Genomic DNA, 24,958 nt, shown 5'->3' on the forward strand with positions numbered 1-24,958 from the left:
TCATACATGGTGGCGGTGTATTGTACAGCGACGCCTTGTGGCGTTTCCCAATATTGAGGCGTGACCACTAATGATTCAGGGATGGCGCTAGTTACAATGAGTGTGGCGTCTGCGGTTTGATCTGAAAGTGCGGCTGTGATTGTTGCTTGACCAATCGCGATCGTATCCGCTAAACCTTTTATGTTTTCATTCATTTTTGCAACATGAGTATTGTTGCTTTCCCATGTTAAATTGGTATTTGAAGTTACATCTGCTGTTGTATCATCGGTGTAGGTTGCAGTTGCCGTGTATTGAACGGATAAACCCACGGGAGAATATGCTTTACTCGGTGTGATATACAGAGAGGTAATGGTTGCATCTGTTACTGTAAGGGAAGTTGAATTAATTAGACCAGAATAAGAGACACTTATTGTTGTGTCGCCCTGAGCAACAGATGTTGCGTAGCCAGTGCCTTCCCCTATGGTGGCGACACTGGTATCGCTGCTTGACCACGTGGTATTGGTGTCTGTTGTGGCATCATAAGTTGAATTGTCACTGTATGTTACTGTGGCAGTATATTGAAGCTCTTCCCCATTTGCGATGGAGTCATCTACTGGAGTGATGTTGATAGACTCAGCGATGACGGCAGTGATATAAAGAGATGTGCTATCTGTTAATGCTGAGGCATTGTTATAGATTGCGCTAATGGTGGTATTACAAGTGGAGGTGACTGTTAACGCTTGAGCTAATCCTGGTGTGGTATCCCCAGAGCTTTGTATGGTAGTACAACTCGTATCACTGCTGCTCCATACGGTTTCAGTCGCATCGGTGACATCTAAACTAGTGTTGTCATCATAATATAAGGTAGCGGTGTATTGCAGTTGTGTACCTTGCTGAGTCGCTTGATTAACGGGCGTGATGACTAATGATGTTGGGGCGGGATCAGAGACATAGAGTGTCGCAGTGGTACTGGCTCCATTTAAGCTGGCAGTAATCGTGACGTTTCCTGAGCTCACACCTGTGGCTATGCCTGACTCTACTGTGGCAATACTGGTATCGCTGCTGCTCCAAGTGGCAAAATCAGTGACGGTACTTGTACTACTGTCACTGTAGGTGGCAACCAGAGTATAGGCTTGAGTACCATTGAGGTTGATGTATGCGGTACTGGGGGTGAGGGCTAGACTGGTAATATCATCTCTGTCTGCATCGGAGCTATCACAAGCACTGAGCATGAAGATGGATAAAAAGAAAATGAGACATTTTGCAAAAGAAGTCATCAGCTTATCCTTTATTTATATTATCCCAGCATTGGATACCGCTGATGTTGGAATGAGAGAATATTGGTTATGGTTAGGGAGTTATTGTTCAAATTGCATGACGATGCCTAGCATGACACTTAATGAACCGAAATCTTTGATAGTATCTTTGGCTGCATAATCGGTGACGTTAAGGTTCAAATCATACACATCATATCGTACGCTGAAATCGAGGCCTAAAAGCTCGGTAAATTGATAAGACATGCCTGCTGCAAAAGAGCCACTTAAGCTGGTAGCACTTTTAGACTCGATGTCAAATCCAGCAATCGGGCTTTCTTTCCAATCGGCATAAGCCATACCAATACCACCAGAAAGGTGCAGCGATAATTCTTTTTGCTCAAAGGTAAAGTCGTGTCTTATGCCTGTAGTAAACAGGTGAATGTTTCTGTCACTGTGTTCAAGTAAGGCATAATCGAGATAAGGCTGATAGAGATCAGCTAACTTCTTTGCTGATAAGATATTGAGGTTGTAAGCGGCACCACTGTTATCGTAACGATATGAACCGTCTACTGTTCCATAGCGTTGGTTTTTGCTGTTGTAAGCTTTACTGTATCCAGCAGCGAGGGTGAGCTTATCAACGGAAAAGAGGCTTGGGGGATCTTGGGGCATGTGTTGATCCGTTTGAGCCGTAGCTTGACTAGAAACAAACAGTATAGGGAGCATCCAAGTTGCTTTCATCATTCATCACCTTTCTATTAATTTATATGAAGTATAGAAAGAGAAATAATGAATGCTAATTTTTTATTGAAGTAGTGGATTAAACAAGATGTTGATGTTTGAAATAAATATTGGTTTTTCTTTAAAGCAAGGTTTTTCTAATATGATGTCTTACAATAGTGGGCTGAATTGATAAAAAAATTGTTCGATAACTCGTTTCCATAGCGCTCTGTTTTCCCATGACTTTACATCGATTTGTATTGAATCATCGATATAGTCTTGCTGTAGTCTGACTAATTCTTGCGTAAAATGGGGCTCTTCAACGGCCAAAGTGACTTCAAAATTGAGCCATAAACTGCGCATATCGAGATTGACAGTGCCGATCAAACTTAATGTTTCATCAATGACAACGGATTTAGTATGTAATAAGCCTTGTTGAAAGCGGTAAAGTTTGACACCGACTTGAAGTAATTCAGTAAAAAAAGAACGACTGGCCCATTCAACCATCATAGAGTTTGTGCGTGCAGGAATGATGATACACACATTAACGCCTCTTTGTGCTGCGCTTATCAGAGCAAAGATGAGTTGCTCACTGGGAATGAAATAAGGGGTGGTGATAGTAATACTACTTTGTGCTTGATAAATACTCTGTAAAAGCACTTGATGGATGATTTCGTCTCGAATACCTGGGCCTGATGGGATAACCTGTATGCAATTTGGTGATTGATATGGCTGGGTCGGCATACTCATGGGTAAATTGGGTAACTTTCTTAGCTTGGTTTCTACTTCCCAATCCCAAGCATGAATACAATTTAAAACCGGCACGCTAGTGCCTGTTATTCTAACCATGACATCAATCCATTTTCCGACGCCTGCATTAAGGTTATAATGGTCGGGGTCCACTAAATTCATGGATCCTGTGTAGCCAATTTTATTATCAATAACAATGATTTTTCTGTGCATTCTAAGGTCTATACGCCGAATAAAAGCGCGAAAAGGGGTAACGGCTAATACTTTAACCAATTGGATCCCTGCATTTTTCATCAGCTGAGGCCAAGGGGTTTTGAAGAACTTTTGACTCCCTGCTGAGTCGAGTAATATTTTAACGGCAATGCCTTTATTCGCAGCATCGATTAATGCGTTAGCGACATCGTTAGCCAGTCCGCCTGAGTGCCAAATATAGAATTCAAAATGAATACTGTGTTTGGCTTGTTTGATGTCTTGAATCATAGTGTTGAGGATGACTTGGGGATCGTAAAGTAAGTTTAAGGTATTACTGTATAATGAGGGGATACCGAGCCTATTAATGCAAAGGGCGTTAATACTTCGGCTATAGCGACTCATATATTGTGGTTTATATTGCTCTAAATGAAACAAGTGATCCAACCAGTCTAAATAGGGTTGGAACATTTCCTGTGTTCTTGCTGCTCGTTTGCTTCCTAAGTTGTGCTCACCAAAAAGCAAATAAGCAATGATCCCAGCAAAGGGAAGAATATAGATGACCATTAACCATGCAAACGAGACACCAATGGCGCGGCGTTGAAAGATAATTCTGGCGGTGACACCTGCAATTAATATCCAGTAAGCGAATACTGAAATGATCGTTATAATATAATGAAACCTTTCCATTGTTCACACTAACTGTAAAATTGAAAGTCGTACACAGAAGTGTGGATTCTTTTCTTGTAAAAAGATAGCGATAAAAATGCTGCAATGATTTTATTTGCTATTTTTCCTTACTTCGGATTTTCAGGCCGAGATGATATTTGAGCCTATTAGGGGATCACTCTCGTAAATCTGTTGTGAATGATATCTTATACCCAAACCACTTGAAGATGCAGGATTCAGCTGGAATTAAAACGCGTTTAGGCAAGGCATTGAGTTGAGGGCTTAGTTATTCTAAGTTGATATTCAATAACGCAGAATAAAAGTGTTTGCTTTTACATATAAAGAGGCCAGCCTGTTGGGAGCCTGTAAAAAGACTAACTTCTACGTTGCATCACCTCAAAAGGCAATAAGCATTCTTTCAATAATGCGCCTTGAATTAAGCCTTTTTACGGGCTCTGAAAACATGCACTTTCAAGTGGTTTGGGTATAAAACATGCATTTTTTTGTTGCTTGAGTATATACTTTTGACGTGTTCCTTAATAAAGGGCGATTGCCATATGACTCATGCCAAAAAAGCCATCATCATTGTCATTGTTGGCTTTTTCTTGGGAAGATACATTTTTATGAGTGATATGTTTTCGCTAAATGATATGCCTAAGGTGTTAAGCAATGAAGAGCAGGGCACAGTTGAACAACCTTGTGTTCATCAGGCTAAAAGAGTGAGCCTTGATAATAAAGGGCAATTGAAAATAGCGATTTGGAATATTTATAAGCAACAAAAAACCAATTGGCTTACTCAATTAAAACAGTTAGTGGATGAGAATAACTTGGTTTTATTGCAAGAGGCTAAATTATCTAATGCTTTATTACGGTATCTTTCAACCTCTTCGTCTTTTTATTTTATGGCTGAAGCGTTTCGAATGGGCCGTTCCTCAGTTGGGGTGATGACGATAAGTGACGCAATGAGTTTAAACACCTGTGCTTTACTCTCTGCAGAACCTTGGATCCGCTTTCCTAAATCCACCCTTATTTCTGAATACCTGCTATCAAACAATCAAACCTTGTTAGTGGTAAATCTTCACGGCATTAATTTTGATTGGCGGTTAATTCATTATAAAGAGCAATTTAACGCGATCTCTGATGCATTTAACAATCATGAGGGACCTGCAATATTGGCTGGCGATTTTAATACTTGGCGTTTAGAGAGGCAGTTGATTGTGAAGGAGTTTGCCCAACGTTGGGGACTTAAAGAAGCGATGTATAATACTGATGAAAGAGTGGCTGTATTTAATTTTCCACTGGATCACCTTTATTTTCGAGGTTTATCATTGGTAAGGGCTGATGCATTCAATACTCAAGCTTCAGATCATTCTCCTATCATTGCCATGTTTCATTTAAATTCAACTCAATAAGTCATATTGCTACAAAGTATGGTGACCTTTTATCGGAAGGTGAACAAAATCGGTTAAGCAACGAGTAGGCTTGCGATTTACTTGATTGAGAAAGGTGCATGTCACAACCGATTATACGGTTTTTAAAACAGAGTTGTTATATTTTTGATTTAATAAACGAGTGTGTTAATCATGCTGTCATATAAGTGTGAAACAATAATAAAAGTGAATAAATCATTCATTTTGGCAATGTTAAATACTTAGAGTAATAACACTAAGTCGTGCCGTTATATATAGTTAACTGATATGTATAGATAAAATTTTTAAATGGTTGGACTATATGTTAGTTGACACTTAGGTTGAAATATGAATTTACAATTAAATGTATTTTTTTTGGGCTTAAATCATGATATTTGTTTTTTATTTGTTTCTGTTTGGTTTTTTTGATGTTTCCATTGGTGTTTTCTTGTTTTTTTGTTGATCTTTTTTGTGTTTTTTTGGTAATTTATTTTGAGTGTTCATGATAGTGAATAAAATTAAGTATAATTAACGGCTGGCATATTTTTACTTTTTAATTTTGTATTATTATGAAAATAAAGTGTTTTTTTTACTTATGATGGAATTAGTTAAAATTAACATAATGAGATATTAGTTTTTATTGCTTGTCTATATAGGCTGACTGTATTACTTTCAATATAGAGGGTAAGTAATTAACTCTGAAGATTTTATTAGTTTAAATGGTGACTGCGTTATTTGGAGCGAACTGACAATTTTTGTTAAGTTAAGTTTAAGGGAAATGATATTTATTTTGAGTAATGTCTAATATTTATAGTGTTTTACCGCTTTAGCTTAAACTGTTTCAATAGTTATGGTATAAAAACTCAAGTTTGGTATAAAAACTCAAAAATAGATTTTTAGTTGTGATGTTTAAATCTATTAATTGAGAGAGAGGTAAATGGATTGATTTATATAGATAATTTGTCTCTATTAGGGGTTACACCAATTTCAGAGGATAAACCTGCTGGAAATAATATTAGCAACGATGGTGATTTTGAGAATTTAAAACGAGAAATAGAAAAACATAATTCTTATTCAGTTGATCGAGAAGAAATCAATTGGAAGACAGTAGACAGCCTAGGCTATAACATCTTATCCAAGCAGTCTAAGCACTTTCAAGTCGCTGCTTACTGGGGAGTGGCAAGAGTACAGCTAGCAAGTATTCAAGGGATTATTGATTCTGCGTCGCTGTTTAAAGGGTTAGTCGAACATTTCTGGGATTCTGCCTGGCCAGCAGTGAGACGTCTTAAAGGGAGAATGAACTCTATTCAGTGGTGGATTGATAGTTGCTATCGCTGGGCTGAGCACTATGAAGGCCCTGAGCTCGATCCGGTTTTAATCAATAAAGCTGTTGAGCTTATTTCTGAATTTGAGTCCTTATTAATTGATGCTTGTGATGAAGCCCCGCTCATGAGAGGTTTAACGAGCAGCATTGAACGTTTGCCTGTTAAAGCAATAATAGAAGAGTCAGTGAAAGAAGTGCCTACAGACACTGAGGCTACAGAAACGATTACTCCTGATAATGAATCGAACAACCTGAGTGATAGAAAGGCCAATGAGGCTGATGATAAACAGGCGAATAATCTTAACACTATAGAAGCGATCCCATTAGAAGTTCAATCAATAAAAATTGAACCTGAAAAGGCAATTGATACACAAAAAGAGCATTTTTCTCCCGTCGTTGATGACATGTCTCTGCCAGATGAAGATATCAAAGTGGGCATGTCATTATTATTGCGCTCAGCAGATAAAATCTTTCAGCAGAATATGGATGATAGCGCCAGTTACCACTTACGACGTCTGGCCGTATGGTCGACTCTGAGTCAAGCACCAGAGGCTGTTTCAGGTAATCAAACACGGTTACCTTCTCCAGCAGATGAAGATAAAAATATTTTAGCTATCTCTCTTAAAGATGGTACGCCGAGTAAAATTATTACTTGCTGTGAAAATCGTGTCAGCCAGTACCTATTTTGGTTAGATTTAAGCTTTCACACTTATACGGCATTAAGTATGTTAGGCAATCATACCGCCATGACGTCAATAGAAGCGGCTGTACTGGATTTCGATCATCGCTGCCCGAAGGTGAAAAATCTTTGCTTCGATGGTGGACTCCCTTTTGCCGGGCCTGATACGTTAGTTTGGCTGCAAAATTTAAAAGGGGAAGCGGGAGGGAAAGTCCTCAGTGAATGTGATTTATTGCTCTCAGAAGCTAAGATGCTCAGCGCCGAGGGGAATTACAATGATGCGATTATTATGTTAACGAAGTCGATAAATGGTGCTAGGTTAGCTGAAGAATGTGAAATCAGAATTTTACTTTCAGAAATTATGAATAAAGCCGGTGCATCTTTATTAGCCATTGAACATATTAATATCGCCATAGAGTACATTGATACTTATAAATTGAATGAGTGGTCTCCTGAATTAGCACTCTCTATTTTACGTTGTGCTTATGAGTTAATGCGAGCGGTAGAAAATATAGAGCAGTCCAATGCCATATTAAAACGGGTAAATATGATTGATCCGGCTATGGCGATGACATTACAAGCCCTTCAACAAATTTAATTTTTTATACGAGGAATAATTATGAGTAGTAAAGGTTCTATCGCACCAAAAGAGAGAGTCAATATTGTTTATAAACCTGCGACGGGTGACGCTAAAGAAGAAGTCGAATTACCGTTAAAAGTACTTGTTATGGGAGATTTTACCTTAGCTCAAGATGATCGGGCTATTGAAGATAGAGAGCCTGTCAATATCGATAAAGATAATTTTAATGATGTGTTACAGGCACAAAATATATCGGTTGATTTAGTTGTTCCCGCTAAGCTTGCAGGGCAAGAAGGTGAGGAAATGGCAGTTAAACTTGACTTGAATACGATGAAAGATTTTGAGCCGGATCAAATTATTCAACAAGTGCCAGAACTCGCTAAATTACTTGAATTGAGAGAAGCGTTAAAAGCACTTAAAAGCCCCTTAAGTAATATTCCTGATTTTAGAAAGAAAATTCAAAGCCTAGTTCAAGATGATTCGGCCCGTGATGCATTAATTAAAGAACTTGGTTTAGACGAAGCAGAGTAAGGAGAAGCCCAAATGGCTGAACAAAAAGAAGTTGAACAAACATCAGGTGCGGCAGAAGGTAATCTATTAGACGATATTGTTCAAGCGACGCGTCTAAGCCCTGACGATCAAGCCTACTCTGTTACACGAACAGGCTTACAGGAACTACTGAAAGGCTTAGTCCAGCCTGAGAAACAAGGTGCAAAAATATCAGGTGAGCTTTTAGATGTTATGATAGGTGAGCTTGACCAGCAATTATCGGCTCAAGTGAACGAAATTCTGCACGATAAGCAGTTTCAACAATTAGAGAGTGCTTGGCGCGGGCTTAAATTCTTAATCGATCGTACTGACTTTAGAGAAAATGTTAAAGTTGAATATGTAAACATTTCTAAGCAAGATTTAATGGATGATTTTGATGACAGCCCTGAAATTGTTCAATCGGGTTTATATCGCACGGCTTATACTGCAGAATATGGTCAATTTGGTGGTCAGCCCTATGGAACGATTGTCGGGAACTATGACTTTAGTCCTTCTTCACCGGATATGGCATTATTGAAGAACTTATCTGCGGTGTCTGCGATGTCTCATGCGCCTTTTATTGCTGCTGCGGGGCCTGAGTTTTTTGGTATACAAGAATGGGAAGAGCTGCCTCGTTTGAAAGATTTGCAAGCGATATTTGAAGGACCGCAATACACTAAATGGCGTGGATTCAGAGAAAGTGATGACTCTCGTTATGTGGCGTTAACCTTACCTCGCTTTTTATTGCGTCTGCCTTATAGTCAAGAGGAAAACCCCAGTAAACTGTTTCATTATGATGAATCTGTGACGAATGGCGATAAAGATTTTTGTTGGGGAAATACGGCATTTGCATTTGCTAACCGTATTACTGACAGCTTTGCGCAATATCGTTGGTGTGCCAATATTGTCGGACCTCAAGGTGGTGGAGCCGTTGAAGATCTGCCAGTGTATCAATTTGAGTCTATGGGTGAGATTAAAACTAAAGTACCAACCCAAGTGTTAGTGTCAGAGCGCCGTGAATATGAATTAGCGGAAGAAGGCTTTGTCTGTTTAACCATGCGTAAAGGTAGTGATAATGCGGCATTTTTCTCAGCCAATTCTTGTCAGAAACCAAAAAGCTTTGGCAATTCCCCTGAAGATAAGGAAGCGGAAACCAATTACAAACTATCGACTCAACTCCCTTATATGATGGTAATGGATAGATTGGCCCATTATATTAAAGTATTGCAAAGAGAAAATATCGGTCTTTGGAAAGAGCGCCAAGATTTAGATAGAGAGTTGAATAATTGGATCAGTCAATATGTCACAGAGATGGATAATCCTGGAGAAAGTGTAAGAAGTACTCGCCCCTTACGCGCTGCAAAAATAACGGTGAGTGATGTGCCTGGCGATCCAGGTTGGTATCAAGTGTCTGTTAGTGCACGTCCTCATTTTAAATATATGGGTGCGTCATTTACTTTATCTCTTGTGGGGAAATTGGATAAAGATTAAATTTAAATACTATGTTAGGAATGTAATTTGATATTTTAAATAATACTTTTACATTCCTAAATAATAAATTTGAAATTGGTATGAAATAATCTTTGGATATTGTATTAATATTTTATTTTAAATGTTGATTATTTGTTTTTATTGCATCTATTTATATCTGCTGGATAAATTAATTTTTAACTTTTAAATAAATGATGTGGTTAATAAAAATAAATTTGAAATTTCGTTTGATTAATAAAAAAATACCAGTAGAATGAAATGACATCTTAAGGATTGGATGTATTTAAAAGTGTGATACTAAGGAATACGAACATCATTGGATATGAATTGAGTATTTTAATATTAGATTGATATCTGAAGTTATATTTTCTGACACTAATATATACAATTAAATATAAGAGGAATCTATTATGGCTTTAACATCTTATGTATCAGTAAATGGTGAAACACAAGGCAATATCAAAGGTGGATGTACTCAATCTGGCGACAAAGCTGAGAAGCTAATGATTTATGGTCATGACCATCAGATTTCGATTCCTAATGATACCCACACTGGTAAAGCGACAGGTCAAAGAATTCATCATGAGTATGTGCTCAAAAAATCTCTTGATGTGGCATCTCCATTATTACTCAATGCTATTGCATCAGGAGAGAATTTAACAATAGTACATGATATCTATGAAATTAGTGATGAAGGTGTTGAAACAAAGAAAGCGACCATCACTCTTAGCAATGCTATCATTACAAATCTAAGACGTTACACTCCAGAAACCTTTACGGCTGAAGCTAAGCCATATCATGATATGGAAGAGGTTTCAATCAGGTATGGAGCGATTAAGCACGAGCACATTAGTGGTGCTATTACAGGTGAAGATTCCTGGACAGCATAAAAGGTGCTGGAATACCGCTTGGGTTGACAGTTAATTAATTGTTTTCGGTTTCTAATAGAAGTTATATACACCTATGTCCGTTAGAAGTCATAAAAGTTAGGCTGTTATATATTTTATAGCCTAACTTTTTTATTTCATTAGGCTATATTTTGTCTTATTCATTATCAAGGGAAAAGCAGGTATGTATTCACAACGTTTGTTAGAAAGAGTGATTAATTCTGGCGACCCACTCTATGAGTCTGAAAGTGAGTTGGTTGAGCTAAACCAATCCATTACCCGTTATTTATCTTTGTTACTTAATTCTCAGCAGGGAACATCACAAACCGTGCAAGATTTTGGTATGCCGGATTTAACGGCTATTCGTTATAGAGATGGTGTAGAAGGGCTTCAGGACCTAGAAGAAACCATTGAGGCACAAATTTTGAAGTATGAACCTAGAATGCACAGTGTAAAAGTGGCTGCTGTAGCCAATGAAAGAGAAAGTTTATCATTGATGTTTAAGATTAATGCCAGTATTAAATATAATAGTGAAATCATTGGACTGGTGTTTGAGACCATATTAGGTTCTGATGGTAATATTATTGTTAATCGTGTTTGATTTTTTATGTGTTTATATCATCAACTTTATTGTTTATTTAGGTAAAAATCAACTTGTCAGGGCAAATGTAAGGTATATAACGTTATTTCGGCATAAAATAATAACAGTATGATATTGTGTGAAAAGTTTAATATACTGTAATGAAGAAAGGCCTAGGAGTCGCACTCATGACAAGTAAACAGTCGATATCTCATTCTCTTAAGTTTGATCTTATTCAAGATCTTATGCAATCTCCCGAGCAATACAGTTTCGTACAAGCTATTCGCTTATTACGTAGCCAATCTCAACATAATGTTAAAGATTATTGCCGACAGAGGGTTAGGATCAGACCTAACTTATCATTGGGTTTTTCAGCAACAGAGATTATTCAGTTAGACCAACAAGGTGATTATTGTCAGTTAACCACTAATCTGTTTGGTTTATATGGCGCTGGCTCGCCTATTCCAACATTCTACACGGAAGAATTATTCGAAGAACAATCGCAAGATCGTAGCGTCGGTCGGGATTTTCTGGATATTTTTAATCAGATGTTCTTCGAACAATACTTTCAAGCCTCTTCTAAATATCGCTTTTTGCCCAAATTACTTGAAGAGCAAGATGTTGATACGTTAGACAGGTTATTTTCATTTGTGGGCTTAGGCTCTCAAGTTATGAGGGATAATAGCGAAGATGCAGGCTTACTATTACGTTATAGTGGTTTGTTAACACAATTACCTCGTTCCTCTGAAGGGTTGCAAGCCATTATTGATGATATTGTGTCTGAACACACCTTTGAGCCTATTGGATATGAAAGTAGCAATAAAGTTTGGGTGAAAGAATTCGTTGAAACTTGGGTTGATATACCAAATGATCAACAAGCTGTCTTAGGAGTGAGTGAGCTTTATTTGGGAGAAGATACCTATTTAGGCACTCAATGCAAAGACATGAGTCAAGCTTGTCATATTGTCATTCAGGTGGATGATGCGCAGAAATTTAAAGCATTACAGCCGAATGGAGAATTGTTTAAACGCATTCGAGTGGTTTTGCGTCATTATGTTGATGACTTAATTGATATCAGTGTCTGTTTATGCCCGACACAAAATGCCATTGAAGCACCTAAGTTAAATAATGAAAGAAGTGCGTTGTTGGGAATGAATACTTGGTTAGGTGGAGTGCCTGACACTGTGACATTTCCATTGCAATATTAATACGGAGAGTATGCTTGATGATTAATGTGGATTTAAAAACTTTACTGTCAAAATTGAATTATTATTCCAGTAATTCCTTACATAATGCCGCAGGATATTGTATGTCTCGTACGCATTATGAAGTCACTATCGAGCATTGGTTATTAAAATGTCTTGAAGCAAAAGAAGGGGATCTCTGCCCTTTATTAGAGTCACAAAATGTGGATGTTGGTGAATTAATACAAGCCCTTAATCGTAGTTTAGAAGATAATGCAACGGGTAATAGCGCCAAACCAGCTTTTTCTTCCCGCTTAATTGATTTACTCACCGATGCGTGGCTGATTTCTAGTGTCGATTTAAATTTAAGTCAAATACGTTCTGGAACCTTATTACTTGTGTTACTTTCAAAGCCCATGAGTTATGGGCAGGCCAGCTGGTTTGATGCCCTGAGAGGCCTACCGTTTACTGTTTTATTGAAACAATTTTTCTCTTTAGTTCGAGATTCTGCTGAAGTGGCGGAAGTCAGTTCTGTGAATGAGAAAGGAGAGGAAAGTGCAGGTTCAGGTTCTGGATTTATTGATCGTTTTTGTACTGACTTTACGGCAAAAGCACAAAAAGGCAGTATGGATCCCGTTTTTGGTCGCGATGAAGAAATTAGACAAATCGTGGATATTCTTGCTCGTCGTCGAAAAAATAATCCCATTTTGGTCGGTGAGCCCGGTGTCGGTAAAACGGCTGTGATTGAAGGGCTAGCATTACGTATTATCGAAGGTGATGTGCCTGATGTATTAGCCGATGTGCGGTTATTAGGACTGGATATGTCTTTGCTTGAGGCTGGAGCAGGCATGAAAGGGGAGTTTGAAAATCGTTTAAAGGGCGTGATTGACGAAATTAAAGCCAGTGTTAAACCTATTATTCTCTTTATTGACGAAGCGCATACGCTTATTGGTGCGGGGGGGAGTGCGGGGACATCCGATGCTGCTAATTTATTAAAACCGGCATTAGCAAGAGGGGAGTTAAAAACCTGTGCGGCAACCACTTGGGGCGAATACAAAAAATACTTTGAAAAAGATCCAGCCCTTGCCAGACGTTTTCAATTGGTGAAGTTAGAAGAGCCCAGTGTTGATGTCGCCACACTGATTGTGCGTGGCTTGAGGGAGTATTATGAGAAATCACATGGTGTGGCTATTCGTGATGATGCATTAGCGGCGGCTGCAAGTTTTAGCGATCGTTATATTACAGGGCGTTTTCTACCTGATAAAGCCATTGATTTAATGGACACGGCTTGTGCTCGTGTCAAAGTTAATTTAAAAGCCATGCCCGCAAAAGTGGAAGATACGACACGTCATATTCAAGCCTTGGAGCGTAATTTAAAAGGCATACAGAAAGATTTAGATAATGGCGAATTGATCGAACGAGAAAGTATTGAGTCACTTGAGAGTGAAATAGCGCAACATAGAGTTGAGCTTGATACGTTAACCCAGCGTTGGCAAACTGAAAAATTAGCGATTGAAGCGGTATTAACGGCAAGACGTGAGTTAGCGGAAGCTGAACCCGATAAGGTTGAAGAAAGTAAGGCTAAGTTGACTGAAGTAAAAGAGGCGCTAGTTTCTATCCAAGCCGATGAACCGTTAATGTATTATGAAGTTTCTCCCGATTTGATTGCACAAGTGGTATCTGATTGGACAGGGATCCCATTAGGAAAAATGGCGCGTGATCAGGCAAGCGTATTTTTAAATTTAGATAAGTCAATGCAAGCGCAGATTAAAGGCCAAGATGATGCATTGATGGCACTATCTGATGGTTTACGCATGGCAAAATCTGGGCTATCCAAACCAGATCAACCTATGGGCGTGTTCCTCTTAGTTGGCCCTTCAGGGGTCGGCAAAACAGAAACTGCTCTGACGCTTGCTGAGTTGTTATTTGGTTCGACTAAGAATCTCATAACGATTAATATGAGTGAATTTCAAGAAAAACATAGCGTGAGTCGCTTGATTGGTTCTCCTCCTGGATATGTGGGCTACGGTGAAGGCGGGATGCTAACGGAAGCGGTTAGGCAGCAGCCATACAGTGTGGTTCTGCTCGATGAGGTTGAAAAAGCGCACCCTGAAATTTTGAATATTTTTTACCAAGTGTTTGATAAAGGCACGTTAAGTGATGGTGAAGGTAAAGAAATTAATTTCAGAAATACGGTTGTCTTGCTCACCAGTAATTTAGCGACCGATGTTATCGTTGAACTCAGTCAACAAGAAGGGATAACAAGCCAAATATTGTCAGATACGATACGGCCTATGCTGAATGAATACTTTAAACCTGCTCTGTTGGCTCGTATGAATTTATTGCCTTATAAAACATTGCAGGGGGATCAGCTTAAAGAAGTGGTTAAGTTAAAACTCACACGTTTGGCTGAGATGTTGAAACAAAATAATGGCACCACATTCAGTTATACAAAAGCGGTTGTGGATCAAATCGCTGAACGATGTACTGATGTTGAGACGGGTGCGCGTAATATTGATTTTATTTTAAATGGCAGTATCTTACCTGAGCTTTCTCGTCAAGTTTTAGCGCAAATGGGCCAAGGAGAGATGCCAGAAACCGTGGTGCTTAATATTCAAAAAGGTGAGTTTACATTTAAATTTGGTGAATAATGGCATTGGTGTTCTGTTGGTAGTCACTAGGGGAATAATATGAGTGCAATAGCAAAAAGTTTGAAGTTTAGTGCCGTAGGTTGGGATGACACACAATTTAATGTTCTCTCGTTTACGGGTGAAGAAGCAATGTCATCGCTTTACCATTTTGATATTGTGTTAACTGTTGATAATTTTGATCTTGATCTTGAGTCACTACTCAATGCCGAAGCGAGCTTTACTGTGACCGCAGGAGAGCAAGAACCGCAGTATTTTCATGGTATCTTGTCAAAAGTGTCTATTCAAAATGAAAGTTATGATCGTTTATGTATTAAAGTACAACTTGTGCCTAATTTGTGGGCATTAACCTTGGGGGTTGGGAGTCAATTATTTCTTGAACAAAATGTTCCCGATGTGATATCGGCTGTATTAGATGATAGGGAAAGTAATGGCATTGTTTTTTCTTATCAAATTAATATGTCTCAAGAATATGATAAGCAAGATTTTATTTGCAAATATAATGAATCTTCGTTTGATTTTATTTCTCGTTTAATGGAACAAGAAGGCATTTTTTATTATTTTGAGCAATTGCCTGATAAAGAAATTTTACATATTTCTGATACAAAAATGATCCACCAAGAAAAAGCCAATACCAACCCAGTTGGATATGGTATTGGTGCGGGTTTGCAAGTATCACTTGCACCTGAGTTGATCACAAAGTTTAATGTTAATATTGCTAGGCAGCCAAAAGATGTTTTGTTAAAGGGCTACTTGTACAGCCGACCCGATCTGCCTCCAGAAGGTAAAGCACAAGTTTCTGAAAATGGTATTGGACGAGTGTATTGTCATGGCGATCGTTTTCTTTGCCAAACGCATGCAGATAAATTAGCAAGCATTAAAGCGGAGCAGCTTAATTGTGTGGCTAATACGAGTCATGGTGAGAGTTACGTTTCTTGGCTACAACCAGGTTATTTATTTAACTTAAAGGGTTACATGGTTAAGAGTGCCAATCAACAATATTTGATTACCTCTATTTTGCATGAAGGGAGTCAAATGGATGAATATGCGAATAGCCAATCTAGTGAAAATTATTACAATAATTCTTTTACTTGTATACCAGCGAGTCTTCCGTACCGAGATGCATTGAAAACAGAAAGACCTAAGGTGCATGGCACCATACATGCTGTCATAGATTCGGCAAGCTCCAGTGCTATGCTTGATGATGAAGGACGATATAAAGTGAAATTTCCTTTTGATTTATCAGATACTGAAGGTGGGCAAGCATCCTACTGGGTGAGAATGGCACAGCCTTATGGTGGTAGTGGTCATGGCATGCATTTTCCCTTATTAAAGGGGACAGAGGTCATTTTAAGTTTTGAGGAAGGAGATCCCGATCGTCCTTTGATTTTATCAACGGCACCGAATCCAGAAAATCCCAGTTTAGTGACGGATTCAAACTCTAATGAGAATGTTATTCAATCTGCTAGTGGTAATAAGATGGTAATGAATGACTCTTCTGGTGGAAGGTATGTCTCAATTGAAAGTGAAGGTTGTAGTATTCAATTTGGTAATTTCAATTTAGATTAATCCTGCATTAAAAATAACAAATTAAAATAAAAGACCTTAACACTTGTTGTGTTAAGGTCTTTTTTATTGGTAAGGTTTAGGTATTGATCATATTTAACAAACGATAGTTTACTTTTACTAAATAGTATGAAACGTATTTTCAATTTTTCTTATCTTGTTGTTTAAATATTCTCTTTAACATCAATATAGAAATATATTATTCGCTTAATATGTTTCTATACATGATGTTTATTTCGGCTTTGTTTTTTATTTGTAATTTAAGGTTTGTTTTTTTGTTATTGTTCTTATTTTGTCAAGTAGTGTTTTATTATTTATATAATTAATCTTCAATGTTTATATTTTGTTGGTATAGGATTTAACATTATCTTTAGCTTTACAGCTACGACTTAAGTCTAACATGTGGTAAGTTTTATAATCACTTAAGCAGTTTAATGACAACTTGAACGGTATTTTTTATTATCTTTTTTATTTAAACAATCTTTATTGTTACAAATTTGGCAGCATGTTCTATTTTTTCAGAATAAAGATTAACTAGAGGTTTGTTCATCATTGATTTTTGCTGTCGCATTATGAATTTTTGGGGGAATATAAATGACATCACCACTAGAGTCTAATGGCGGTATCGATGAGCGCACAAGTTGGGGTTTTTCTGGCGCAAAAATCACTGCTCAAAACTATTATGGAATGACGGTAGGGGTTAAACATCTTCAGTCATTTGGCGAGAATTTTTTTCTTTTTATGGGAAGTGAATGGAATGCCACCGTTGGATTAAAATGCTCTCTTGCAGCATTAACATTTAAAACGACACTTAAATTGGCGAAACAAGATATTTCAATGAGTAAGTTTGATTACAAAGTATCGGATAAAAAAATAGTTGCCAGTGAAGATAAAGCTTATGCAGTCAAGTTAGATAAAGTATTAAGCGATTTTTCATTAAAGTTAAATGAATATAATCAGGCTGCATTCGAAGCGAGTACGGTTTTACAGCAATTAAAGGATGTGGGTAATCAGTCTAGATTAATATCAAAAGATGCCAGAATTTATTCTTTAAAGGTATCAGATAGAACGAGTGATATAAAACAATTAGTCAATGATGTCACAGATGAAATTAATACGATAGAACAAAGTAATGCTGAATTATCGAGTTTTGTGAACGATATTAGTACTTATAATAATGTGTTAACGAGCAGAGTCAGTCAGACAAATATTGCTCCAATAAAATTTTTAAACTAATGTTTTGGAGCAGCCATGGATAATAAGAGCCACTTAAGAAATAGCAATATCAATCAGCAGAGTAATGTTAGTGGTAATGAGCATGAGCATAATGCTCAAGACGCTCGAAGGGATCATGGAAGCGATAGGGGACGTGATGAACATAGAGGGGAACATCACGATAAAGACGCTAATGACAATGATGATTGCGTTAATGATGAAATAGATGACGGTGCTGATGACGAAGTAGATGATTCAAGTTATGACTCAAATGACGAGACGGATGACGGCTCAAGTGACGAGACGGATGACGGCTCAAGTGACGAGACAGATGATGACTCAAATGACGAGACGGATGATGACTCAAATGATGAGACGGATGATGACTCAAATGACGAGACGGATGATGACTCAAACGACGAGACGGATGATGACTTAAATGACGAGACGGATGATGACTCAAGTGACGAGACGGATGACGGCTCAAGTGATGAGACAAGTGACGAGACAAGTGATGACTTAAATGACGAGACGGATGACGACTCAAGTGATGAGACAAGTGACGAGACGGAGGACGGCTCAAGTGACGAGACAGATGATGACTCAAATGACGAGACGGATGATGACTCAAATGATGAGACAAGTGACGAGACGGAGGACGGCTCAAGTGACGAGACGGAGGACGGCTCAAGTGACGAGACGGATGATGACTCAAGTGACGAGACGGATGACGGCTCAAGTGATGAGACAAGTGACGAGACAAGTGACGAGACAAGTGATGACTTAAATGACGAGACGGATGACGACTCAAGTGATGAGACAAGTGACGAGACGGAGGACGGCTCAAGTGATGAGACAAGTGATGAGACAAGTGATGAGACAAACGATGACTCAAGTGATGAGACGGATGACGGCTCAAATGATGTAGTCGATGACGGCTCAAGTGATGTAGTCGATGATGGTTCAAGTGATGAGGAAGAAGGTAGAGAGCTATACGACACACCTTATGGCTTTAACGGTAGTACGGGGTGGTCTAATTATAATAAGCCTACCAAGTTTCTTGGTATGAAGGTGGTGACAAAGCAGCTTTATTCTATCACTAATGGGGGAAAATGTTCTATTACGTTAGGTTCTGACACTACGTTGGTTGGAGGCAGTAAGCTCATGATTAAGGGGCTTGCTTGGTCTAAGCATGCGCATTTGGGCTATCATTTTAGTGGCAGTTTTATGAGGCTTTCTTGGAGTAACGATGATAATGATATCTCGATTAAATCTCAAAAATTGGCAGCCGAAAAGGAAAAGTTAGAGGCGGCGACATTCAAAGCGCATATTGAAGAGTGGGAGTCTAAAGTGAATGTACAAACCACATCAGCAAGCCAAATACGGCAAGTTCAGTCGGAAGTTGCTACTTTAGGTGATAGGTTAGGGACGGTGACGACAGACTTTACTTCGACTCAAATAAAATATGAAACAGGGCTGATCCGTAAGAAAGCCTTAGCGACAAAAATTCAGCAAGTCAGTCAAAAGAGTCAAGTGATATCACAACAAACTAATAACTGCGCTAATGAGCTTGAGAAGGTTTTCTTTAATACTGGTTGTGCCAGTGGTGTGGATGTTGAAGAGAGTAAGATTATTGTAATGTAATTGATTTATTTACAACGAATAATAAGAGGTGGCTATGTCTAATATTAATACTGCAAATCAGTATTCTACCAGTGCAGACGATAATCCAGATGAGGATAATTACACTGAAAACTCCACTTATCGAACATTGTTGACGCTCAATGGTCATACATTATTTTATGTGAATACTTGGTATAAGTACACGCCTGGAATTGTGACTTGGGTGACTTTAGGCCAATGTAATTTAATCAACATTGGCAGTTTCACTGAAATTGTTTTTCCAAGTTCTATTTATTTTAATATGGGGCCTTCACTCAGTTGGAATGGAAAAGTGTATGCAATGACCTTTACTTACCAGGAGGCCGCCATTAAAAAACTCAGTGCGAAATTACTGACATGTAATGCAAAAGCACAGCGTAAGCTGGCTGTTGTTAATGGTATTGAAAGTTATCTCTCTAAGGTTGATAGTTTGTCAAATCAGACACGCCTGATTGGCGTATCCAATGAAAGTACAGCAAATAAAGTCAGACGTGCTTCTCTAGCAACCAAAGCATTGGCACTAAATCTAAAGACGGAAAATGTGTATCTCAATAGTGGCGCATATCAGGCTTCATTTGCGTCGGCGAGTAATCGAAAAGCGGCTAACAAAATTAGAAAAATTGACTCTTCACTTTCAAGTCAAGTGTCTTGTGTGAATTCAAATAATATTTCTATCAAAGACGATGCCATCAGTGTGTATCTTTAAGTTTATTATTTATAAGCTTTTAATTATCTAGATGTTTAGTTTTCATCGTTCAAAAAGGAATACTAATGTGCTCTAGATAAATGTTATTGATTGAGGTTGTTTTATGTCTATAAAAATAATGAAAAAAGATGAAATTGCAACACTTTTGGTACCTTATGAATTACAAGGAAAATCTTATTTATGTATATCTATGATATTAGGGTTCGATTTACTTAATCCTGATAAATGTATTAATGAACAAAATTTATGGGCGGCGATTAATACGAGTTTAGACGGACGCATGTTTGATGCGGGTATGCCAAAAATGCATCCCGAATGGCTATTATCAGGAGCGTGTTTCAGTGGAGAAAAGTCAAGAGAGGTCGTCAAAGTCTCTGCCTATTTAGCTGGCTCAGAGAAGCAACTTGATGTTTATGGAAACCGTCAATGGAGACAGCATTTGGGGCGTTTTGTACCATCAGAGCCCATTTCATTTAAGCGTCAGCCTTTAACTTGGGAAATGACTTGGGGGGGAGAGGAGGTACCTGAAAATAGATTAGGCTCAAGTGTGGTTGAGGAGTCCTATCCTCTACCTTGTTTATTTTATTCAAAAGATACTCAGAATAGTCGCAGTGACAATACAGATCATCAGCCTGCTTGTTTTTTACCCTTAGCGATAGATCACCCCTTGAGAAAGGCTTGTATGGGCACTTATGATGAAGCTTGGTTTCGGGAACGTTGGCCAAGCGTACCGCAAGATTTCGATTGGCACTTCTTCAATCAAGCGCCACTTGATCAACGCTTGACAGACTTTTTTAATGGTGGTGAGTCGTATCATTTAGTGAATTTGCATCCGAAAGAGTCCAAAATAACGGGGAGACTCCCTTTTTATCGCCCCCGTGTTTTTGTGAGGCAATATTCAGAGCTTAGTGATTTGCCGACGCAAAATGTACAGTCATTGAAACGTGATGTTCAGCAAAGTAATAATACAATTAAACAAGATATTCAATATAAAATATCAGAAATAGGATTACGTAATGACACAGTGTGGTTTTTTCCTGAGCAGCAAATTGGGCTGCGTATTTTTAGGGGCAATATTGAAATACAAGATGAAGAAGCCCTAGATGTATCTGATATTTTATTTGTTAGTGAAGATAGAGATAAAGCGCCATTAACGACAGAGCATTATATTCATTACATGACTCACTATAATGCTGCTAAGGAAGCTGAATCTGCTGAGATGGCTCAACTGGCAAAGAAAACACAGCAAGCGAAACATGATCTTACGTTAGCAGAAAAAGACTTGTCGGATATCCCCCAATACATGGCGTTTAAACAAGGTCAATTTGAAAATAAGATCCCCGCGGCAAAAGCTTCACCTCATGACTTTTTAGCTCAATTAGATAGACAACTGGATACCAGCCATGGACAGTTAGCGTTTTTAGCTCAAAATATGTCGAGTTTATCCCCTGAATTGCAGTCTTTATTGCAGCAATCAGGCTCGAAAATAAATGATATCAAATCGAGTTTTGCACAACAGATGCAAATGCAAATGAAGCTCAAGCATGATATGACGGCGGATTTAACACAATTGAAGTTAAATAAGCCAAATGTGCCAGCCAACCCAGAATATGATAAGCAAGTACAAGTAATACAAGACAAAATTAATACTCATGGGCAAATGTTTGATTCCCCAAAAACCGATACGCCTTGGCATGATAAAGCCTCTGAATGGATTGCGCAAAGTAGTGAATTTGATTCTTTCTTAAAAAAACGTAAGCAATTGATAAATTTTGGCTTTCGAAAACTTAATATTCAAAAATTGATGCTAGGTTACCAGGCTCATGAGCGTGTGTTCGTTCCTCAAGAGTGGGGGCTGACATTTGAGGATATGCCCGATGATATGCTAACAACCTTGCCGTCAGGTTGGTTATTGCCTGAATATCAAGATGGATTATTTACCGCTTTGCATATTCGACCTTCATTGTTTGAATCTGAATCTAATGTGCAGGTTTTTGGGAGTCAATCATTGCCATGGCACAGTGCCTTACAATCCGGCTTGCCTGTGATGTTTTGCCAAGATAGAAGTTTTGCTTGGTTAATTGAGCAAGATGTTCGAGGTGTGTTTAATGTACTTGAAATGCCCTCTGTCGATACTGAGTTAACTGAGGACGTGCAAGCCGTAATCGATACCGCGCCTCAGTTGTTCTTGTTTATGCAAGGCATTGACGAGTTGGACTCTTGGCAAGCACTATTTCCTACTTTAGAGCCTGTCGCATTGAAAGATGACATTTTGATACAGCAAGCCTATAGTGAGTCAATTGATATACTCGCTTGGTTAATCGATTACATTAAGCCCGCTGAAGGACAAAGTACAGCAGGTATGCTAGCGAGCATTCAAAAGAAAAAACGCAAAGCGTTATTTGCCACGCCTAAGTTTTCAAAAGAGCAAGCTCAAGTTGCTTTTGATAAAAAACAAGCCAGTTTATTCCAAGATTTAGGCTTAAATAGCGATTTACCACTAAAGGATGCCTTGTCGGCAGTTTTAGATCAAAAAGCCAGTTCATTGCAAGAGAAATTACCAACAGGCCCTTCTACTGAAGCTTTTCAAAAAGGACTTGATAAATTAAAAAATACACCCGTACCCACCGCTGCAGCCAGTGAACAATTGAGTCAGCTATCACAGCAATCAATTGCACTGCTTGAGCAAGAGCAATCAAAAATTCAAACAGAAGATGCCAAAGATATTGTTAATAAACAACTAGCGTTAGTGAAAAAAGAGTCACAAGTCGCCATCGACAAGCTGAAAGAGCTAGAAGCGATTGAGCCCGTTAAAGTTGACGATATTGAGGCCGCTGTTGATTTTGAAACATTAACCAGAGAGCAAGTCATTGACTTGCATACCCAAGGTCTGTCTTTGGCTAAAAAGGATTTATCTGAATTGGATTTATCTTACCTTGATTTATCCCATGTTGATTTTACCGGAAGTATTTTATCTGAAACCAACTTTACTGGCGCGGTATTAACTTCAGCGAACATGCAAGACGTGGTTGCTACTCAAGCTATTTTTGATGATGCAAACTTAGAAGGTGCTGATCTTTGCCGAGCATTACTATCTGAATCTCATGGTGATAGAGCGTGTTTTTTACATGCTTGTTTAGATGACGCTGTTATGTCTGAAGTGCAATTTAATGAAGCTAATTTTATGTTTGCCAGTTTAAATAAAGTGACAGCTTGCGGCAGTTATTTTATTGGTGCTTGCTTTAATGATAGTGTATTAACACAAGCGAGTTTTCTTAATACTTTTCTTGAAAACACCTCTTTTCTTCGATGTACTGCGTTGAAAATAAAATGTTTTGAAGCGAGTGCACAAGGGAGTGTGTGGAAGGAGGCCAAGTTGAATAAGGCGCTGTTTTGGTCTGCAGATTTAAGGGGTGCTGATTTCACTGGTGCGCAATTAACCAATGCCCGTTTTGGCAGTGCGCAGTTATCAAAAGTGATTTTTAATCAAGCACTTTTAGTGAAGACTAACTTTGCCGATGCAATTTTGTCGGATGCTCGTTTTCATCGAAGTAATATGGAAAATGTGTATTTCAGTAATGCCAATATGCAACGTACAGAGCTCTTTGGAGTGAATTTAAAACGCGCCCAATGTCTTCGTAGTAATTTTAATGGCGCGCACTTTAAGGCAGTGAATGCCATACAAACCAATTTTATGCGCTCGATTTTTACTAATAGCATTTTAGACAGGGTGTGTTTTTATAATGGTGACTTATTTAAAACCACTTTTGGTAATACGCAAATCAAGGGCTGTAACTTTAAAGCGACCTTGCTAGAAAATAATGAGGACGTTATTTATGGATAACCATCAGCAGAGTCAGTCGGCGGAGCAAGAAAAGGTGTCGGTTGGGCCTGAACAAGCGCTGCAAGACAAAGTGCTGCATGAAAATGCGTCCTTTGAAGGAGAAGATTGGCAAGGATTTGTGTTAAGCAAAGTGGTTTTTAACGATTGTCGATTTAACCAAGTGAATTTTAGCCAAAGTCAGTTATCACAATGCTCGTTTAAGGGATGTGAGTTTATTGCATGCGATTTCAGTGAAGTGCTGCTTGATGGGGTGATTATTGATGAGTGTGTATTACAACAAGTATCATTGATAAACGCGGTGTTAAAGCAAGTACTGTTTACACAAAGCGTGTTAAATGCAGTGTCGTTTGTGCATTCCGAGCAACATCTCACGCTCTATACCAAGACGCAGTTGAGCCAATCGGATTTTGAGCAAGCGAGCCTTCGTGCCTGTTGCCTTACCGATAGTACATTGAAATCGGTCAATTTTACCCAAGCTAAGCTGTTTAAATGTGTGTTTGATGAGACGCAGTGTATTGACCTCTTATTTTCGAAAACGCAAATAGAAAAGTCGGCGTTCATGGAGGCAGATTTACGCAGCAGCCGTTTTATTGATGTGAACTTTTATGCGGTTCAATTGAATGACTGCCAACTTGAATTGGTGGATTTATCTCATAGTCGATTAGAGAGCTGCTATTTTATGAACAGTCAAATGCAAGGCGCAAGATTGGTGGGGATTAAAGGGGCGCATGCGGTATTTATGGGGGCGGATTTACGAAAAAGTGATTTGAGTGATGCCTATTTGCTGGGCAGTTGTTTTGAGAATGCAGATGTGTCTTATGCAAATATGAGTAATGCGGTGATATCTCAGTCAAATTGTGTGAGGGTGATTGCGCTTCATACGAATTTCATTAATGTTTCAGCAGAGTACATTGATTTATCTTACGGTGATGTGTCTTATGCCAACTTCAGCCGAGCGAATGTGATGACAGCAAAACGGCATTGCTTAGTGGATAAACAGTGTGATTGGTCAAATGCCAATACGTTAGGGACCACGGGCACCGATATGGATTGGGCGGCAGCAGAATATTGGTCAACGGAGATTTAAATGATGAA

Annotated in this window: 17 protein-coding genes; 14 read left to right on the forward strand and 3 right to left on the reverse strand. The window is 38.5% G+C overall.

What is annotated here, in order from left to right; all coding sequences use genetic code 11:
* From Q0779_RS22105 to cls, 3 genes are all read right to left on the reverse strand, one after another.
* A partial coding sequence (locus Q0779_RS22105) for an Ig-like domain-containing protein (protein WP_298776121.1) occupies positions 1-1,256 on the reverse strand: 1,256 nt, incomplete at its 3' end.
* 81 nt (positions 1,257-1,337) lie between these two features.
* Positions 1,338-1,976 (reverse strand): hypothetical protein, encoded by a 639-nt coding sequence (locus tag Q0779_RS22110; RefSeq protein ID WP_298776124.1) that lies wholly within the window; start codon positions 1,974-1,976, stop codon positions 1,338-1,340.
* Between the two features lie 147 nt (positions 1,977-2,123).
* Positions 2,124-3,581, reverse strand: coding sequence for a cardiolipin synthase (gene cls, locus Q0779_RS22115; RefSeq protein ID WP_298776126.1), 1,458 nt, complete (start codon positions 3,579-3,581; stop codon positions 2,124-2,126).
* A 536-nt stretch (positions 3,582-4,117) separates the two neighbouring features.
* On the opposite strand from cls, the gene Q0779_RS22120 reads away from it, so the two are divergent.
* The 14 genes from Q0779_RS22120 to Q0779_RS22185 all read left to right on the forward strand — a co-directional run bounded on the left by Q0779_RS22120 (position 4,118) and on the right by Q0779_RS22185 (position 24,950).
* Positions 4,118-4,972 (forward strand): endonuclease/exonuclease/phosphatase family protein, encoded by an 855-nt coding sequence (locus Q0779_RS22120; protein ID WP_298776128.1) that lies wholly within the window; start codon positions 4,118-4,120, stop codon positions 4,970-4,972.
* Positions 4,973-5,911: 939 nt separating this feature from the next.
* Complete coding sequence (locus Q0779_RS22125) at positions 5,912-7,570, forward strand: TssA family type VI secretion system protein (RefSeq protein WP_298776131.1); 1,659 nt, start codon at positions 5,912-5,914, stop codon at positions 7,568-7,570.
* A 21-nt stretch (positions 7,571-7,591) separates the two neighbouring features.
* Complete coding sequence (tssB, locus tag Q0779_RS22130; protein ID WP_298776132.1) at positions 7,592-8,083, forward strand: type VI secretion system contractile sheath small subunit; 492 nt, start codon at positions 7,592-7,594, stop codon at positions 8,081-8,083.
* 12 nt (positions 8,084-8,095) lie between these two features.
* The gene (gene tssC / locus Q0779_RS22135; protein WP_298776135.1) at positions 8,096-9,571 is read left to right on the forward strand and encodes a type VI secretion system contractile sheath large subunit; all 1,476 of its coding nucleotides are present in this window, start codon (positions 8,096-8,098) and stop codon (positions 9,569-9,571) included.
* A 410-nt stretch (positions 9,572-9,981) separates the two neighbouring features.
* Positions 9,982-10,461: a type VI secretion system tube protein TssD gene (gene tssD / locus Q0779_RS22140; protein ID WP_298776137.1), complete on the forward strand. Its 480-nt coding sequence runs from the start codon at positions 9,982-9,984 to the stop codon at positions 10,459-10,461.
* 181 nt (positions 10,462-10,642) lie between these two features.
* Positions 10,643-11,059, forward strand: coding sequence for a type VI secretion system baseplate subunit TssE (gene tssE, locus Q0779_RS22145; protein ID WP_298776139.1), 417 nt, complete (start codon positions 10,643-10,645; stop codon positions 11,057-11,059).
* 167 nt (positions 11,060-11,226) lie between these two features.
* Positions 11,227-12,246, forward strand: a complete 1,020-nt coding sequence (gene tssG, locus Q0779_RS22150) for a type VI secretion system baseplate subunit TssG (protein WP_298776142.1) — start codon at positions 11,227-11,229, stop codon at positions 12,244-12,246.
* A 17-nt stretch (positions 12,247-12,263) separates the two neighbouring features.
* Positions 12,264-14,873 (forward strand): type VI secretion system ATPase TssH, encoded by a 2,610-nt coding sequence (tssH, locus tag Q0779_RS22155; RefSeq protein ID WP_298776159.1) that lies wholly within the window; start codon positions 12,264-12,266, stop codon positions 14,871-14,873.
* Positions 14,874-14,912: 39 nt separating this feature from the next.
* On the forward strand, positions 14,913-16,439 hold the full coding sequence (locus Q0779_RS22160; RefSeq protein WP_298776145.1) for a type VI secretion system Vgr family protein: 1,527 nt from the start codon (positions 14,913-14,915) through the stop codon (positions 16,437-16,439).
* 591 nt (positions 16,440-17,030) lie between these two features.
* Complete coding sequence (locus Q0779_RS22165) at positions 17,031-17,672, forward strand: hypothetical protein (RefSeq protein WP_298776146.1); 642 nt, start codon at positions 17,031-17,033, stop codon at positions 17,670-17,672.
* 15 nt (positions 17,673-17,687) lie between these two features.
* The gene (locus tag Q0779_RS22170; protein WP_298776148.1) at positions 17,688-19,295 is read left to right on the forward strand and encodes a hypothetical protein; all 1,608 of its coding nucleotides are present in this window, start codon (positions 17,688-17,690) and stop codon (positions 19,293-19,295) included.
* A 34-nt stretch (positions 19,296-19,329) separates the two neighbouring features.
* Positions 19,330-20,019, forward strand: coding sequence for a hypothetical protein (locus Q0779_RS22175; RefSeq protein ID WP_298776151.1), 690 nt, complete (start codon positions 19,330-19,332; stop codon positions 20,017-20,019).
* A gap of 103 nt (positions 20,020-20,122) precedes the next feature.
* Entirely contained in the window at positions 20,123-23,863 is a 3,741-nt protein-coding gene (locus Q0779_RS22180) for a DUF2169 domain-containing protein (RefSeq protein WP_298776155.1), read from the forward strand.
* Complete coding sequence (locus tag Q0779_RS22185) at positions 23,856-24,950, forward strand: pentapeptide repeat-containing protein (RefSeq protein WP_298776156.1); 1,095 nt, start codon at positions 23,856-23,858, stop codon at positions 24,948-24,950. Before Q0779_RS22180 ends, Q0779_RS22185 begins: the two co-directional genes overlap by 8 nt.
* Positions 24,951-24,958 lie beyond the last annotated feature (8 nt).

Origin of the sequence: uncultured Shewanella sp. (assembly GCF_947491715.1) — a bacterium.
Taxonomy (GTDB): Bacteria; Pseudomonadota; Gammaproteobacteria; order Enterobacterales; family Shewanellaceae; genus Shewanella.

Bases quoted from the DNA above. Each gene is read 5' to 3' on its own strand.
- Q0779_RS22110 (WP_298776124.1), bottom strand. From the start codon at position 1,976: ATGATGAAAGCAACTTGGATGCTCCCTATACTGTTTGTTTCTAGTCAA.
- cls (WP_298776126.1), bottom strand. From the start codon at position 3,581: ATGGAAAGGTTTCATTATATTATAACGATCATTTCAGTATTCGCTTAC.
- Q0779_RS22120 (WP_298776128.1), top strand. From the start codon at position 4,118: ATGACTCATGCCAAAAAAGCCATCATCATTGTCATTGTTGGCTTTTTC.
- tssB (WP_298776132.1), top strand. From the start codon at position 7,592: ATGAGTAGTAAAGGTTCTATCGCACCAAAAGAGAGAGTCAATATTGTT.
- tssC (WP_298776135.1), top strand. From the start codon at position 8,096: ATGGCTGAACAAAAAGAAGTTGAACAAACATCAGGTGCGGCAGAAGGT.
- tssD (WP_298776137.1), top strand. From the start codon at position 9,982: ATGGCTTTAACATCTTATGTATCAGTAAATGGTGAAACACAAGGCAAT.
- tssE (WP_298776139.1), top strand. From the start codon at position 10,643: ATGTATTCACAACGTTTGTTAGAAAGAGTGATTAATTCTGGCGACCCA.
- tssG (WP_298776142.1), top strand. From the start codon at position 11,227: ATGACAAGTAAACAGTCGATATCTCATTCTCTTAAGTTTGATCTTATT.
- tssH (WP_298776159.1), top strand. From the start codon at position 12,264: ATGATTAATGTGGATTTAAAAACTTTACTGTCAAAATTGAATTATTAT.
- Q0779_RS22160 (WP_298776145.1), top strand. From the start codon at position 14,913: ATGAGTGCAATAGCAAAAAGTTTGAAGTTTAGTGCCGTAGGTTGGGAT.
- Q0779_RS22165 (WP_298776146.1), top strand. From the start codon at position 17,031: ATGACATCACCACTAGAGTCTAATGGCGGTATCGATGAGCGCACAAGT.
- Q0779_RS22170 (WP_298776148.1), top strand. From the start codon at position 17,688: ATGGATAATAAGAGCCACTTAAGAAATAGCAATATCAATCAGCAGAGT.
- Q0779_RS22175 (WP_298776151.1), top strand. From the start codon at position 19,330: ATGTCTAATATTAATACTGCAAATCAGTATTCTACCAGTGCAGACGAT.
- Q0779_RS22180 (WP_298776155.1), top strand. From the start codon at position 20,123: ATGTCTATAAAAATAATGAAAAAAGATGAAATTGCAACACTTTTGGTA.
- Q0779_RS22185 (WP_298776156.1), top strand. From the start codon at position 23,856: ATGGATAACCATCAGCAGAGTCAGTCGGCGGAGCAAGAAAAGGTGTCG.